The 14,051-nt window shown below is 68.6% G+C and carries 13 protein-coding genes and 5 pseudogenes; 9 read left to right on the top strand and 9 right to left on the bottom strand.

Features of this window, described 5'->3' with window-relative positions; translation table 11 throughout:
- Positions 1–35: 35 nt before the first annotated feature.
- The 8 genes and pseudogenes from MNOD_RS50320 to MNOD_RS18935 all read left to right on the top strand — a co-directional run bounded on the left by MNOD_RS50320 (position 36) and on the right by MNOD_RS18935 (position 6,424).
- Entirely contained in the window at positions 36–461 is a 426-nt protein-coding gene (locus tag MNOD_RS50320) for a homocitrate synthase/isopropylmalate synthase family protein (RefSeq protein WP_341874467.1), read from the top strand.
- 198 nt (positions 462–659) lie between these two features.
- Positions 660–1,369 (top strand): annotated as a pseudogene (epsC, locus tag MNOD_RS18960) (serine O-acetyltransferase EpsC).
- 22 nt (positions 1,370–1,391) lie between these two features.
- On the top strand, positions 1,392–1,751 hold the full coding sequence (gene nifW, locus MNOD_RS18955) for a nitrogenase stabilizing/protective protein NifW (RefSeq protein WP_015930550.1): 360 nt from the start codon (positions 1,392–1,394) through the stop codon (positions 1,749–1,751).
- A 148-nt stretch (positions 1,752–1,899) separates the two neighbouring features.
- Positions 1,900–2,754 carry an electron transfer flavoprotein subunit beta/FixA family protein gene (locus tag MNOD_RS18950; RefSeq protein WP_015930549.1) on the top strand — a complete coding sequence of 285 codons (855 nt, stop codon included), beginning with the start codon at positions 1,900–1,902 and terminating at the stop codon, positions 2,752–2,754.
- A 12-nt stretch (positions 2,755–2,766) separates the two neighbouring features.
- Positions 2,767–3,693: pseudogene (locus MNOD_RS48125) on the top strand (electron transfer flavoprotein subunit alpha/FixB family protein); the annotation flags it as partial.
- Between the two features lie 24 nt (positions 3,694–3,717).
- On the top strand, positions 3,718–4,758 hold the full coding sequence (locus MNOD_RS48120; RefSeq protein WP_050783523.1) for an electron transfer flavoprotein subunit alpha/FixB family protein: 1,041 nt from the start codon (positions 3,718–3,720) through the stop codon (positions 4,756–4,758).
- 31 nt (positions 4,759–4,789) lie between these two features.
- Positions 4,790–6,097 (top strand): FAD-dependent oxidoreductase, encoded by a 1,308-nt coding sequence (locus MNOD_RS18940; protein WP_015930547.1) that lies wholly within the window; start codon positions 4,790–4,792, stop codon positions 6,095–6,097.
- Positions 6,098–6,139: 42 nt separating this feature from the next.
- The gene (locus MNOD_RS18935) at positions 6,140–6,424 is read left to right on the top strand and encodes a ferredoxin family protein (RefSeq protein WP_015930546.1); all 285 of its coding nucleotides are present in this window, start codon (positions 6,140–6,142) and stop codon (positions 6,422–6,424) included.
- A gap of 167 nt (positions 6,425–6,591) precedes the next feature.
- On the opposite strand, the pseudogene MNOD_RS50700 reads toward MNOD_RS18935, so the two are convergent.
- From MNOD_RS50700 to MNOD_RS18895, 9 genes and pseudogenes are all read right to left on the bottom strand, one after another.
- Positions 6,592–6,791, bottom strand: a pseudogene (locus tag MNOD_RS50700) (SIR2 family protein); the annotation flags it as partial.
- Between the two features lie 37 nt (positions 6,792–6,828).
- Entirely contained in the window at positions 6,829–7,047 is a 219-nt protein-coding gene (gene nifT / locus MNOD_RS18930) for a putative nitrogen fixation protein NifT (RefSeq protein ID WP_015930545.1), read from the bottom strand.
- Positions 7,044–7,349, bottom strand: coding sequence for a nitrogen fixation protein NifZ (locus MNOD_RS18925; RefSeq protein ID WP_015930544.1), 306 nt, complete (start codon positions 7,347–7,349; stop codon positions 7,044–7,046). Before MNOD_RS18925 ends, nifT begins: the two co-directional genes overlap by 4 nt.
- A 125-nt stretch (positions 7,350–7,474) precedes the next feature.
- Positions 7,475–8,110: a 4Fe4S-binding leucine-rich repeat protein gene (locus MNOD_RS18920; protein ID WP_015930542.1), complete on the bottom strand. Its 636-nt coding sequence runs from the start codon at positions 8,108–8,110 to the stop codon at positions 7,475–7,477.
- A gap of 11 nt (positions 8,111–8,121) precedes the next feature.
- On the bottom strand, positions 8,122–8,328 hold the full coding sequence (locus MNOD_RS18915; protein WP_015930541.1) for a 4Fe-4S binding protein: 207 nt from the start codon (positions 8,326–8,328) through the stop codon (positions 8,122–8,124).
- A gap of 62 nt (positions 8,329–8,390) precedes the next feature.
- On the bottom strand, positions 8,391–9,887 hold the full coding sequence (gene nifB, locus MNOD_RS18910; protein WP_015930540.1) for a nitrogenase cofactor biosynthesis protein NifB: 1,497 nt from the start codon (positions 9,885–9,887) through the stop codon (positions 8,391–8,393).
- A gap of 237 nt (positions 9,888–10,124) precedes the next feature.
- Positions 10,125–11,924: a nif-specific transcriptional activator NifA gene (nifA, locus tag MNOD_RS18905; RefSeq protein ID WP_015930539.1), complete on the bottom strand. Its 1,800-nt coding sequence runs from the start codon at positions 11,922–11,924 to the stop codon at positions 10,125–10,127.
- Between the two features lie 295 nt (positions 11,925–12,219).
- A pseudogene (locus MNOD_RS18900) lies at positions 12,220–12,664 on the bottom strand (carboxymuconolactone decarboxylase family protein); the annotation flags it as partial.
- A gap of 65 nt (positions 12,665–12,729) precedes the next feature.
- Positions 12,730–13,277: pseudogene (locus tag MNOD_RS18895) on the bottom strand (redoxin domain-containing protein); the annotation flags it as partial.
- 383 nt (positions 13,278–13,660) lie between these two features.
- Between MNOD_RS18895 and MNOD_RS18890 the strand changes: the two are divergent.
- Positions 13,661–13,867 carry a hypothetical protein gene (locus MNOD_RS18890; protein ID WP_244424534.1) on the top strand — a complete coding sequence of 69 codons (207 nt, stop codon included), beginning with the start codon at positions 13,661–13,663 and terminating at the stop codon, positions 13,865–13,867.
- Positions 13,868–14,051 lie beyond the last annotated feature (184 nt).

Here is a 14,051-nt window from a genome sequence, read left to right as displayed (position 1 = left end):
GGTCCGGCGCCTCTCCGCGGCCACCGACCTCGACCTTGAGGTTCCACGCCTACGACGACCCCGGACACGCGACCGCCAACACACTCGCAGCCCTGGGGGCGGGCGCACGCCACGCCAGCGTCACCGTGACGGGTCTCGGAGAACGGGCCGGCAACGCCGCCCTGGAGGAGGTGGCGGTGGCGCTCGCGCGGTTCGGCTCCTCACAGACAGGAATCGATCCGCGGGCGCTACGCCGACTTGTGGTCAAGGTGAGGGAGGCTGCCGGGCTTCCCCTGCCGCGGGGCAAGGCCATCGTGGGCGAGGACGTCTTCACCCACGAGTCAGTCATCCACGGCGCGGGACTTCTGCGGGACCGCGCGACTTACGAGGCGCTGGATCCGGAGATGCTCGGGCGCATCCGCCGGATCGTGATCGGCAAGCATTCAGGTGTCGCAGCGATCAAGAGAGCGCTCGCCACGTAGGGGCGGACGCTCAATGTGGCGCAGGAGCGCCACCTCAAGCGGGTGCGGGCGGCGGCGGTGCGAACCAAGGCACGATCCCGCCGAGCCTGCCGTGCCACCTCCATGACGAGTGCCTGATGAGCGCGCGCCCGTTATTGCGCGACGCCTTGGCTGGGAGTTGACCGATGATCATGGGATCCCGCGCGCCGAGTCAGGGCGGTGCAACTCCAGGAGCTCTGGAGTCCCGCCGGACCACCGGCGGCGCCCTCGCTCTGGCAGTCGGTCCGCGAGGACATCGCCTATGTGCGCTCGCGCGACCTGGCCGCGCGCCACAGGCTGGAGATCGTCACCACCATCCAGGGCGTCCACGCGGTGATCCTGCACCGCCTCGCCCACAGGCTCTGGAAGTGCGGCCTCAAGTACCCGGCGCGCCTCATCGTCAACGTGGACATCCATCCGGGCGGCCGGATCCGGCGTCGGTTCTTCATCGACCATGGGGCCGGGGTGGTGATCTGCGAGGCGGTAGCGATCGGCGACGACGTCACGCTCTACCACGGCGTGACGCTCGGCGGGACGTCCTGGGCTCCCGGCAAGCGCCATCCGACGCTGGGCGATGGCGTCCTCGTCGGTGCGGGCGCCAAGATCCTCGGGCCGGTCACCGTCGGCGCGAGAGCGCGGGTCGGGGCGGATTCCGTGGCGATTGCGGATGTGCCCCCGGCATGATGGTGGTGGGTGTGCTCGGCCGTCTTGTGGCTGTGACGCGGGAGCGCCGGTCCCGCCCCGACGGATGCATCGACCTGGAGCATCTCCGCCTGCCCGATCCGCTCGGCGCCACCCTCGCAGCCCTCGCCGCGCGGATCGAGCGCCTGGAATCCGGCCTCGCGGTGGTGACAGCGACGCGGGCAACCGAGCCGTTTGATCCGGCCTGATCCCGCCAACCCGGAGGTCCCCATGTCTTCTCGCGACGTGTCCTGCCTCGATCGCCTCACCGCGCTGTCGAGCGCGGAGGAGTTCTTCGCCGTCCTCGACCTGCCCTACGCCCCGGAGGTACTGCGTGTCGCGCGCCTGCACATCCTCAAGCGCATGGGCCAGTACCTCGCCACCACCTCGTTCGAGGGCCTGGACGACAACGCCGTGCGGCGCGCCGCCCGCGACACCCTGGAGCGGGCCTACCAGGACTTCGCGACCTCGACCCCGCTCGCCGAGCGCGTCTTCAAGGTGCTGAAGGAGCACGATCCTGCGCGCCCACCGGCTCCGAAGGGCGCCTTCGTGCCCCTCGCCGCGCTCGTGCAGCCCTTGGCGCAGTCCTGACAAACTTTGTCGGCAAACCGACACAGATCTCATAAGCCTATCCCCACGTCTTCTAAGTTATTGAATGTCAATGATTCAATCAAACGTTCAGCTTGGCACGGTGAATGCCTGGACAGGTCGGAGAGCAACAGTTGTCGGGGTGAGCGACATGCACAGCGTAGTCTGTATCAAGCAAGTGCCGGATTCTGGACAGATCCGGGTACATCCGGTGACGAACACGATCATGCGGCAGGGCGTGCCGACGATCATCAACCCCTACGACCTGTTCGCGCTCGAAGCCGCCCTGCGGCTGCGCGACCGGCACGGGGGCGAGGTCACGGTGCTCACCATGGGGCCGCCGATGGCGGCGAAGGCGCTGCGCAAGGCGCTGGCATTCGGGGCGGACCGGGCGGTGCTGCTGACCGACCGCGTCTTCGCGGGCTCCGACACGCTGGCGACGAGCTTCGCCCTCTCGACCGCGATCGGCCGGATCGGCCAAGCCTGGGGCCCGCCCGACATCGTCTTCACCGGCAAGCAGACCATAGACGGGGATACCGCGCAGGTCGGCCCCGGCATTGCCAAGCGCCTGAACCTGACGCAGCTCACCTACGTGGCGCGGATCGCCGAGGTCGACCCCGACGCGCGCGCCATCACGGCCGAGCGGCGCGTCGAGGGTGGCGTGCAGGTGCTCAAGACCCGCCTGCCCTGTCTCGTGACGGTGCTGGAGAGCATCAACGAGGTGCGGCGCGGCAGCATGGCTGAGGCCCTGCGCGCCGCCCGGGCCGAGATCGCGACCTGGAGCGCCGCGGAGGCCGGCATCGCCGACATCACGCGCTGCGGCCTGAGCGGCTCGCCGACAGTGGTCAAGCGCATCTTTGCGCCCGCGCCCCGGGCCGAGAAGGCCGCTTTAGTCTCAACGACCGAGCGGGACGCCGCGGGAATTGCCGAGGGGCTGATCGAGGCTCTGTTCGCCCGCAGCCCCGGCCTCGAAGCCGATCTCGGCCGCCTTGTCGCCGGCGACTGACAAGAGGACACAATGAGCCAAGCCAAGCCAGAGAGCAAACCGGCAGCCGGCGGCCGCGCCGGAATGAATGAGGAACCCCCGGAGCACTTCCGGGCCTACCAGCACGTCTGGGTCTTCGTGGAAGTGGAGCGGGGCCAAGTCCACCCGGTCTCCTGGGAGCTGATGGGCGCCGGGCGGCGCCTCGCGGACAAGCTCGGCGTCTTGCTCGCGGGCGTGGTGATCGGCGCCCCCGACGGCGGCACCAGCGAGGCGGTGGCGGAGGCCTTCTGCTACGGCGCCGACCGAGTCTACCTCTGTGAGGATCCGATCCTCGCCCATTACCGCAACGAGCCCTACACGACGGCGCTCAAGAATATCGTCAACTCCTTCAAGCCCGAGATCCTGCTGCTCGGCGCCACCAACCTGGGGCGCGACCTCGCGGGCTCGGTCGCCACGACCCTGCTCACGGGCCTGACCGCCGACCTCGCGGGCTCGGTCGCCACGACCCTGCTCACGGGCCTGACCGCCGACAGCACCGAACTCGACGTCAACGCGGACGGGTCACTGGTAGTGACGCGACCGACCTTCGGCGGCTCGCTGCTGTGCACGATCTACACCCTGAACAGCCGGCTCCAGATGGCGACCGTGCGCCCGCGCGTCATGCCGATGCCCGCGCGGGTCGAGCGGCCGTTGGGGCCGGTCACGCCCTGCCGCCTCCTCATGGACGAGAAGGACATCGTCACCAAGGTCTTGTCCTTCGTGGCCGACCGCGAGGCGTCGATGGCGAACCTCGCCTACGCGGACATCGTGGTGGCGGACGGGCTCGGCCTGCAATCGGCCGGGAACGTCCAGCTCGTGCGCAACCTCGCCCTCTCGCTCGGTGCCGAGTTCGGCGGCTCCCGCCCGCTCGTCCAGAAGGGATGGATCGACTCCGACCGGCAGATCGGGCAGAAGAGCAAACCGGCAGCCGGCGGCCGCGCCGGAATGAATGAGGAACCCCCGGAGCACTTCCGGGCCTACCAGCACGTCTGGGTCTTCGTGGAAGTGGAGCGGGGCCAAGTCCACCCGGTCTCCTGGGAGCTGATGGGCGCCGGGCGGCGCCTCGCGGACAAGCTCGGCGTCTTGCTCGCGGGCGTGGTGATCGGCGCCCCCGACGGCGGCACCAGCGAGGCGGTGGCGGAGGCCTTCTGCTACGGCGCCGACCGAGTCTACCTCTGTGAGGATCCGATCCTCGCCCATTACCGCAACGAGCCCTACACGACGGCGCTCAAGAATATCGTCAACTCCTTCAAGCCCGAGATCCTGCTGCTCGGCGCCACCAACCTGGGGCGCGACCTCGCGGGCTCGGTCGCCACGACCCTGCTCACGGGCCTGACCGCCGACTGCACCGAACTCGACGTCAACGCGGACGGGTCACTGGGAGCGACGCGGCCGACCTTCGGCGGCTCGCTGCTGTGCACGATCTACACCCTGAACAGCCGGCCCCAGATGGCGACCGTGCGCCCGCGCGTCATGCCGATGCCCGCGCGGGTCGAGCGGCCGTTGGGGCCGGTCACGCCCTGCCGCCTCCTCATGGACGAGAAGGACATCGTCACCAAGGTCTTGTCCTTCGTGGCCGACCGCGAGGCGTCGATGGCGAACCTCGCCTACGCGGACATCGTGGTGGCGGGCGGGCTCGGCCTGCAATCGGCCGGGAACGTCCAGCTCGTGCGCAACCTCGCCCTCTCGCTCGGTGCCGAGTTCGGCGGCTCCCGCCCGCTCGTCCAGAAGGGATGGATCGACTCCGACCGGCAGATCGGGCAGACCGGCAAGACCATCCGGCCGAAGCTCTACATCGCGGCCGGCATCTCGGGCGCGATCCAGCACCGGGTCGGGGTCGAGGGCGCCGATCTCATCGTCGCCATCAACACCGACCCCAACGCGCCGATCTTCGATTTCGCGCATCTGGGCGTCGTGGCCGACGCCATCCAGCTGCTGCCGGCGCTGACTGAGACCTTCCGGCGGCGCCTCTCGCCGCATTCCTGAAACCGCCTCGCCGGCTGAGGAGCCCGATCCCATGTCTTTCGAGACCTTCGACGCGATCGTCGTCGGCGCCGGCATGTCCGGCAACGCCTGCGCCTTCACTCTGGCCAAGCGCGGCCTCAAGGTGCTGCAGCTGGAGCGCGGTGAGACCGCTGGCTCCAAGAACGTCCAAGGCGCCATCCTGTACGCCGACATGCTGGAGCAGCTCGTGCCCGATTTCCGGGACGACGCGCCGCTCGAGCGTCATGTGCTGGAGCAGCGGCTCTGGATCATGGACGGCGCCTCGCATGTCGGCATGCACTACCGTTCGGACAACTTCAATGAAGAGAAGCCCAACCGCTATACAATCATCCGCACCCAGTTCGACCGCTGGTTCTCGCGCCGGGTCCAGGAGGCGGGAGTGACCCTCCTCTGCGAGACCACCGCGACCGAACTCATCCGCGACCTGTACGGCCGGGTGGTCGGCGTGCGCACGGACCGGGCCGGGGACGTCGTCCTCGCTGATGTCGTCGTGCTGGCCGAAGGTGTCAACGGGCTCCTCGGCTCGCGGGCCGGCCTGCGGCCAATCCCCCGGCCCGAGCAAGTCGCGCTCGCCGTCAAGGAGATGCACTTCCTGCCCTCCGAGACGATCGATACCCGTTTCACCCTGCGGGAGGACGAGGGCGTTGTCATCGAGGCGATCGGAACGATCTCCAAGGGCATGACCGGGATGGCCTTCCTGTACACGAACAAGGAGAGCCTCTCGGTCGGCCTCGGCTGCCTCGTCTCCGATTACCGCGACGGGGCGGAGACGCCCTACAGCCTCCTCGACGCCTTCAAGAAGCACCCCTCGATTGCCCCCCTCCTCGCCGGGAGCGAGGTAAAGGAATACACCGCGCACTTGATCCCGGAGGGCGGCTACAAGGCGATCCCGCAACTCTACGGGGACGGCTGGCTCGTGGTGGGCGACGCGGCGCAGTTCAACAACGCCCTCCACCGCGAGGGCTCGAACCTCGCCATGACCACCGGCCGCCTCGCGGCCGAAACCATCATCCAGCTCAAGGCTCAGTGCCTGCCCCCGACTGCCGCCAACCTCGCGCTCTACCGGGAGATGGTCGAGGACTCCTTTGTCATGGAGGACATGAAGAAGTACAAGGACATGCCGGCGCTGCTGCACACCCACTCCAAGACCTTCTTCCTGACCTACCCGGAGCTGATGTCGAGGGCAGCGCAGAACTTCCTGCGCATCAATGGCGTGCCCAAGCGCGAGAAGGAGCGTGCGACGCTGCACAGCTTCGTGCGCAGGCGCTCCTGGCCGGGGCTCATCGGCGATGCCGTCCGCGTCGCCCAGGCGTGGCGCTGACCCGGCGCCCCGCCGCATCCCACCGCATCACTGGAGGCCATCATGACCGCGCGCGTCGAGGAGAAGCTTTATCAGAACCGCTACCTCGTGGATGTGAGGCGCCCCCATATCCGGATCATGCCCCATGCCGAACCGTCGCCCAACCTCCTCGCCATGACGCGGCTGTGCCCGGCGGGCTGCTACAGTCTTACCGACCGTGGGCAGATCGAGGTGGTGCCCGACGGCTGCTTCGAGTGCGCCACCTGCCGGGTGCTGTGCGAGCCGTCGGGCGAGATCGAGTGGAACTATCCGCGCGGCGGCTTCGGGGTGCTGTTCAAGTTCGGCTGAGCCGGCGGCCGGCCTGCGGCGGACATAGTCCGTCCGGTCCGGGATCTCGGCCTGTGGGCTTCTTGCACGTCATCCCGCGCCGGGTCACAATCAAACCGCGCTGACGCCGCAGCGTTGCGCCAGTGTACCGGCCGGCATCCGAAGCACCTATGCTGTATTTTGCGATAGGTCCGGCGGTGCCGCCGCTGCTCGATGAACTGAGCCACGGCCCAGAGATTGGTGCGGATCCGGCCGGGCGCCGCCCGACGCTGGCCGAGGGACGCCGCCAGCGCCTCCGGGCTCAGCGATACGGTGCCGCCCGCGCCCGGCCCGGCCCCAGATAGGGCACGAGCCGGTCCTGGCGCAGGAGGGCAGCGACCGAGCGCATCGGGGCCTGCGGCTTCAGGATCGACGAGTCCATCGGCTCACTCATCTTCCTCGCCAAGCTTATGGGCATGGACGGTGATGGGCAGGCGGGTGTCTGCGGGCAACGCCGGCAGCACGAAGGTCCAGCCGTTCTTCAGCCGCACCCAGCCGCCCCAGAGGGCCTCGCGCTCCATGGCGACAATAGGCTCCTCCAGGTCCTTCTTCGGCGCGTAGGCCGAGAGGCCGCCGCGGGGCAACTTGCGGATCATCAGCTTCACGGGCGAGCCTCCTCGGTGACGGCAAGCGCCGATGGCCGGTCGAGGCTGACCAGTTCCTTGCCGCGCATGCCCACGATGGTGCCGCGGTCGATCCACTCGACCGCGTAGATGTAGAACTGCTGGAGAAAAACCCCGATGTCGCGCACGTAGCCGACGTCACCCTTGCGTACGAGGGTCTCGCCAATCCTTTTGTGCGGATAGGTCCCGTCGTTCTTCACGTGCTTCGTCGCGCGGACCTTTTCGCCGGGCCGGAAGTCGGGCTCCCGCCGGATCTCGATGTCCTGCTCGTGCCCAAGTCCCATTCCGGCCTCCTCATTCGGAGAGGCGGCGCGTCGCCGTCTTGCGGATGGCAGGATCCTCGTCCTCGAGGAGAGGCACGAGGTGCTCGGGCGCGATGCGTTCGGCCACCACGTGGCGCACGCGCATGTCAGGGTCGCGGATTAGCGCGCGAGGCCCGGGGCGCCATCCGCTCGGCCGCCACGAGCCGCACCAGCGGGTCGGGATCGGCCGCGAAGGTCATCAGGGCCGCAGGCAAGGCCCAGCGCGCCGCCGCGCGCCGCACCTCCGCCTCGGGTTCCTGGGCAAGCAGGAGGAGCGAGGCCGGCGGCGCGCTCCGGGCCGCCGCGAGCCACACCGCATAGTCCGGGTCGCCGAGCAGAGGGACGAGGCCGCCGCCCGAGAGCCGCTGCGCCACCGCCATGCACACCCGCCGGTCCAGGTCGCTCCGCATGGCCCGCGCGCGAGCGAGCGGCAGGCGCAAGGCCACCATCACCCGCACCTCCGACTCCAGATCGTCCCGGAGCCGCCCGAGCAAGATCACGCTCGCGTGCTTGGCCGCCAGCGTGCGCACTTCGAAATACGGATGCTCGAGATAGGCCGCCGCGAGATCCGGGTTGCGGGAGAAGAAGCGGTCGATGCGCTTCCCTCGCCGGTCGAGCATGCAGGCCCGGCCGAGATCGCAGCGCCCCTGGGCCTGGAGATCCTCGTGGGGGCAGTCCTGACAGCGCAGCGAACGGCCTTGCCAGTCGAGCGCCTCCGGGACCTCCTCGACTCCGCCCGCCATGGCCGTCGTCCTCAATGCACCGGCGCGGCCTTGACGCAGGTATTCGGCACCGGGCAGACGGTCGCGCATTGCGGCTTGTCGAACTGGCCCTCGCACTCCGTGCACTCCTTGGGATCGATGATGTAGATGTCGCCCTTCGCGCGAATGGCGTTGTTCGGGCACTCGAATTCGCAGGCGCCGCACATAGTGCACTGCGAGGCGATGATCTTGAGGGCCATGTCGATCTCCTGCTGCGGAAGGGCCGGGCGCGCCCGGCGACGAGGGGACGGGTGCGGCCCGGTCAGGCCGAGAGCATCAGCCGGGCGCCGGTGACGCTGCGGCCGAACCGTGCGGTGTAGACCGCGCCGATCGCCGCTTCGACGTATTCCAAGGCATAGACGTCGGTGGCACGGATGCCGGCCGCCTCCAGGCTCTCCTTCGGGCAATCGCCGATCTTGGCGCAGAGGACGACCTCGACCCCGTCCAGCGCCGCGATCACACTGTCGAGCGTCGCGTCCTCGCCGAAGCCACCCATGCAATAGGCCTCGACCTTGCGGTGGCCGACGAAGGTGACGCCGCCCGGACCCGCCTCGTAGACCTGGAACTCCTTGACGTGGCCGAAATGCTCGTTGACCCGGCCGCCGCCCTTGGTGGCGACCGCGACGAGGAGCTTCTCCTCGCTCCCGAGGGCCTTGAGCTCCGCGGCCGCCGCCTGTTTCTTCACCTGATGGTCGCCGCGCTCGCTCGCCACGAGCTCACGGTAGGCGGCGCGCTTGCTCGGATCGTAGGTGATCTGGCCGGGGAGCTGATCCCGGGTGAATTCTTGGCCGCGATCCTCGCCGATGAGCCCGACCGCGTCGGCCCGGCACTGGCGGCAGTGGCGCATCAGCTTGGCACCGCCCTCCAGCTTGTCCTGCAGGGCCTTGAGCTCCATGGCGGTCGGCCCACGTTGGCCGGTCAAGCCGAAATGGGTGCCGTGTTCCGGCGCTGAGATCAGCGGCATGACGTTGTGCAGGAACGCGCCCCGCTCCCTTACCCACTTGTTCACTTCGAGCAGGTGGTCGTCGTTGATCCCGGGGATCATGACCGAGTTCACCTTCACCAGAATGCCGCGGGCGCGCAGCATCTCCAGGCTCAGCATCTGCCGCTCGTGCAGGATGCGGGCCGCCTCGACGCCCGTGTAGCGCTTGTGCTGATGGAAGATCCACGGATAGATTTTCGCCCCGATCTCCGGATCAACCATGTTGATGGTCACGGTGACGTGGTCGACGTTCATCTGCGCGATCTCGTCTACGTGGTCGGGCAGGGCGAGCCCGTTGGTGGAGAGACATAGTTTGATGTCGTGGATCTCCTTCGCCACAGCATCGAAGGTGGCCTTGGTTTTCTTCCAATCGTAGCAGCTGTCGCCGGGGCCGGCGATGCCGAGAACCGAGAGCTGCGGCACCTCGTTGGCCACCGTCACGACCTTGCGCAGCGCCTGATCGGGCGTGAGCTTCTCTGACACCACACCGGGACGGCTCTCATTAGCGCAATCGTATTTGCGGTTGCAGTAGTTGCACTGGATGTTGCAGGCGGGCGCCACCGCGACGTGCATGCGGGCGAAATAGTGGTGCGCCTCCTCCGAGTAGCAGGGATGGTCCTTGATCTTGTCCCAGACGTCCTCGGGCATCTCTTCGGGCTTGGCGGAAGAGCCGCAGGAGGACGACGAGCAACCGCCCTCGTGCAATTTCGCCCGCATCGCGTCGAGCGAGATCGGTGTCGCCACCAGGGAATCGAGGGAGAACACTGGAGAGGACATGTCTTCACCTCTGCGCCAATTCAGGCGAAGGCTCCGCAAATTGCGTGCCAGCTGCTAAAGTATTGTTTCTAGTGAAGATTCTTTTGTCCGTAGCGTCGGACATCGCTGGCTCGTCCTGTCGGGTTCGCGACATTGTGCGTCGTGGTCCGGTGTTGGCTGCGCGAGAGTCCTGCAGACGCACGCGCGCCGCGCGGGGGCCCGCGCGGCGCTCTCGGGATCGGAGCCGCGCGGTTGGGGTCAGAACTCTTTGAGGGGGATGTCGTACTTGCGCACCGCATAGCCGAGCTGGCGGGGCGTGATCTCGAGGAGGCGGGCGGCCTTAGCCTGCACATAGCCGGTGCGCTCTAGGGCCTCGAGCAACTGCTGCTTGGTGGGGCGCGGCCGGACGCCCGGGAGGGTCTTGGCGCCGGGGCAGGACGCGGGCGGCTCGGCCTCCGCCGGGGTGGGCGGCCGCTCCGGGCTCACCGGCACGGGTGTGGCGGCCGTCACCGCGGCGTCCCAGGGCTTCGGCGTGCTCCTCTTCCAGAGCACCGCCGAGAGGCATTGCCCGCTCACGCATGCGAAGTCGTCCGACATGATCAGCTCCTCGGAGGCCGCTAGCGTCGCGGTGCCCCTGACGCAGTTCTCAAGCTCGCGCACGTTGCCCGGGAAGTAGCACTTCAGCAGGACCCCCATCGCGCCTTGCGAGAATGCGAGCTTCGACCCGTTCTCGCTGTTGTAGCGGGTGAGGAAGGCCTTCGCGAGATCCGGGATGTCGCCCCGCCGCTCGCGCAGCGGCGGCAGGATCAGCGACACCACGTTGATGCGGTAGTAGAGGTCGGCGCGGAAGTCGCCCTTGGTGACCGCCTCCTCCAGGTTCCGGTTCGTCGCGAAGACGAGGCGCACGTCGACCTTGATGGTGCGGTTGCCGCCGACGCGCTCGAACTCCCCCTCCTGCAGGACGCGCAGGAGCTTGGCCTGGAAGGTGGCGCTCACCTCGCCGATCTCGTCGAGGAACAGCGTCCCGCCGTTGGCGGCCTCGAAGCGGCCATGGCGCGTCGCGATCGCGCCCGTGAAGGCCCCCTTCTCGTGCCCGAACAACTCGGATTCGAGCACGCTGTCGGCGAGCGCCGCGCAGTTGACCCGCACGAAGGGCTTGCTCTTGCGGGGCGAGAGTTCGTGGATCGCGCGGGCGAAGAGCTCCTTGCCAGTGCCGCTCTCGCCGCGCAACAGGACAGTCGTGTTCGAGCGCGCCGCGACCTCGGCCTTCGCGGCGAGCCGCTTCAGCTCCTGGCTCTCGCCGACAAGGCCGACTGAGGAGGAGATCGCGCTCGTTTCCGCCAGGGCCTTCTCCAGCCGGTGGGCTTTGGCGATGAGCCGGTCGCGATCCTGCGCCAGCGTGTTGTGGAGCCACACCGTCTGGCCGATGAGGTTCGCCACCATGGTGAGAAAGCGCGTGTCCTCGTCGGAGCAGAAGCGCGCGCTGCCGTCACAGATCCGGTCAATTGAGAGGGTGCCGAGGACCCGTGAATCCGCCTTAATCGGCACGCCGATGAACGACGTGATGGCCTTGCCGGCATCCTCGAACAGATCGAGATGGCCGTGGAAGAGCGGGTCGGCGCTGACGTCCTGCACGACGAGCGGGGCCGCGGTGTCGACGATTTGGTCGATGGCCCGCTGGGGCAGGCACGCGCGGAGGTGGTGGGCGATCTGGGCCGTCCAGCCGGTGCTTGAGACGATTTCCGGCCCGCCCTCCTGGTCGAGGATGACGATCATGCCGTGGTGCATGCTCAGAGTCGACGAGAGGATGTCGATCACCTTAGTGAGGGTGACCTCGAGGTGGCGCACCGCGGTCAGCGCCTTGGAGATCTCGTAGATGCCGATGAGCTGCACCTCGGCCGAGGTGCCGCGCGAGGCTGAGGCGGGACGCGCTTGGACGGGCAGCCTCGGGGTCGGGCTCGGCGGGGCGGGCTGCTGCCCAAGCCGCTCCGGGACGACGTGCTCCACCTGGGGCAGGCCCGTCTCGATTCGGGAGGGAAAAAGGTCCGCGTAGTCCATTATGGCGCACTCATGGTTCAGACCTACCCGCTAGCATCGACCCGGAGCGCCGAGGCGGCGCCGGCGGCGGTCAGATTTTGGATTGATCCGCGGTCGTCCGGCCCGGATTGGCCAGGGCGATCCCCGACGAGGTGGAGGCTCGCCTCCCCTGGTGGCGCGAGTGGCTCCGGGCAGCGAGGGGAGCACCAAGCGGACGCCTCGTCCTTGATCTGTCGCAAACCGAGCGGGGCTTTTCGCCTCGTCCGGAGTCGCGCTGCTCACGCCGCGGCGCGCAGGCTCTCCAGGGCGACCGCCAGGAGGCGGCGACCGCAGCGACGCGCACCGCGGCCAGGATCTGCTTCTCGCGCAGCCCGGCCTCGCGCAGCACCCGCTCGTGCGCGTCGATGCTAGCGCCCGCAGCCGTTCATCGCCGAGACCGCTAGCGACCACAGCTCGAAATCCGCCCGGTCGGTATCCGGATTGCCGATGCTGCTCATCCGCAGCTTCACCGGCAGCATGGCGTAGGCCGGGTTCGAGGCGAGCTGCGTGAAGCGGTAATAGACGTTGTTCATCGCCATCACGGTCGCAGCGGTCTCGGCGGCGGCGAGCGCCGCCGGGGAGAGCCGTGGCGCGGCCTCCTCGTCCAGGACGCGGGCCACCTCTGGGTTGCGGCTCGTGAGCCCGCAGGCGACGAGAAGCCCGTCACGCTACTGCGGCGTCAGCGTCTCCTCGCGGCCGAGAGACGAGAGGTTGAGCTTCACGTCCTTGGCGTAGGACGGAAGCTCTGGAGGAGGGCATAGAGGGACATGGTCCGCCTCCGCCTCAGGGCCTTCAGGACGCCACCGCCGATCTCGCGGTTGCAGGGGCAGGTTCGTCCGTATGGAGCGCGTCGAGGACGCGCAGCGTGTCCTTGGGCGCCCGCCCGACCTTCAGGTTCGTCGCGTAGACGTGCTGGATCACGTTGTCCGGGTCGACGACGTAGGTGTAGCGGTAGGCCACGCCCTCGGGCGAGCGCACGCCAAGGCCGTCGACGAGGGCGTCCCACGGATCCGCGAAGGACCAGATCGGCAGCCGGTCGAGATCCTTGTGGTCGCGCCGCCATGCCAGCTTAACGTGCTCGTTGTCCGTCGAGCCCCCAAGCACCACCGCGTCGCGGTTCTCGAACTCCGGCGCGAGCTTGGCGAACTCGGCGATCTCCCTCGGGCACACGAACGTGAAGGCCTTCGGATAGAAGAAGATCACCTTCCACTTCCCTGGGAAGCTGTCCAGTGTGAGGGGCTTGAGGGCCGGGATCCCGTTCTCCTGGTGATAAATGAAGCCGGGCTTCACGCCGACGATCTCGAAGACGGGAAGCGTGTAACCGATGCCGAGCATGTTCGCGTGTCCGGGAGGGCTCGAAGGGGTAACGGGCCGGCGAGGCGCCGACGCCCTGGGGCCGTTCTTCAAGCGCCGTGCCACGGGCGATGTCGTTGGAATTTCAACGATCCCTATCTCTGTGGGCGGTGTCGGATTCGCGACACGCTGGAGGGGTCGGTCGCGGTACGTGTCGCATCTCCAACATGGGCGAGAGCGGGGCCGCCAGCCCGCGCGGGACCCTGCGCCCTCAGGGAAATTCGACCCCGGCCGGCTTTCCGTGCGGCGGACGCGCGGCTGGCACAAGCGTCGCAGAAGGGCCGGACGCGATTGCGCGTGACGCGCCTCTTCGGCCCCGGAGATTGAATGCAGACCGTGAACAGCCTCGCGCCGGCCGGGCGCCGGTGGCAGCGATCGCCGACTTGCGCTGCGCCGCCCCCGAGAAGGCGATCGTCGAGGTCACGGGTCTCGACGAGACGCACGCGCTCCTGCCCGCTCGGCCCGCCATCCTGCAAAGCGAGAAGTGCGCGCCGGAGACGGGCACCGCCGTGCAGGCCCTGGCCATGGCGCCAGGGGCGGCGGGCCGCGGATCGCGGCGGCCTGTGGCGTGACCGTCGCGAACGCCGCGGCCTCTACGCGGCGGGCGCGGACATCCTCGTGACCTCCGCGCCTTGAGGGGCCGCTCCGGCCGACGTGAAGGTCGTGATCGAGGCCGTGCAGGCCGAGCGACCTGCCGGGGGCTTCACCCGACACGGCGCGCTGCGTCGCAGCTGGCGCGGCCCTTGCTGGTGAGGT

It is taken from the genome of Methylobacterium nodulans ORS 2060 (assembly GCF_000022085.1).
In the GTDB taxonomy this organism is placed as follows: Bacteria; Pseudomonadota; Alphaproteobacteria; order Rhizobiales; family Beijerinckiaceae; genus Methylobacterium; species Methylobacterium nodulans.
Note: the sequence above shows the minus strand (reverse complement) of the source record. Positions and strands in the feature narration are given on the sequence as shown.

Excerpts from the sequence above, each read along its gene's own strand:
- nifW (WP_015930550.1), top strand. The coding sequence starts at position 1,392 with ATGTCTTCTCGCGACGTGTCCTGCCTCGATCGCCTCACCGCGCTGTCG.
- MNOD_RS18950 (WP_015930549.1), top strand. The coding sequence starts at position 1,900 with ATGCACAGCGTAGTCTGTATCAAGCAAGTGCCGGATTCTGGACAGATC.
- MNOD_RS48120 (WP_050783523.1), top strand. The coding sequence starts at position 3,718 with ATGAATGAGGAACCCCCGGAGCACTTCCGGGCCTACCAGCACGTCTGG.
- MNOD_RS18940 (WP_015930547.1), top strand. The coding sequence starts at position 4,790 with ATGTCTTTCGAGACCTTCGACGCGATCGTCGTCGGCGCCGGCATGTCC.
- MNOD_RS18935 (WP_015930546.1), top strand. The coding sequence starts at position 6,140 with ATGACCGCGCGCGTCGAGGAGAAGCTTTATCAGAACCGCTACCTCGTG.
- MNOD_RS18925 (WP_015930544.1), bottom strand. The coding sequence starts at position 7,349 with ATGGGACTTGGGCACGAGCAGGACATCGAGATCCGGCGGGAGCCCGAC.
- MNOD_RS18920 (WP_015930542.1), bottom strand. The coding sequence starts at position 8,110 with ATGGCGGGCGGAGTCGAGGAGGTCCCGGAGGCGCTCGACTGGCAAGGC.
- MNOD_RS18915 (WP_015930541.1), bottom strand. The coding sequence starts at position 8,328 with ATGGCCCTCAAGATCATCGCCTCGCAGTGCACTATGTGCGGCGCCTGC.
- nifB (WP_015930540.1), bottom strand. The coding sequence starts at position 9,887 with ATGTCCTCTCCAGTGTTCTCCCTCGATTCCCTGGTGGCGACACCGATC.
- nifA (WP_015930539.1), bottom strand. The coding sequence starts at position 11,924 with ATGGACTACGCGGACCTTTTTCCCTCCCGAATCGAGACGGGCCTGCCC.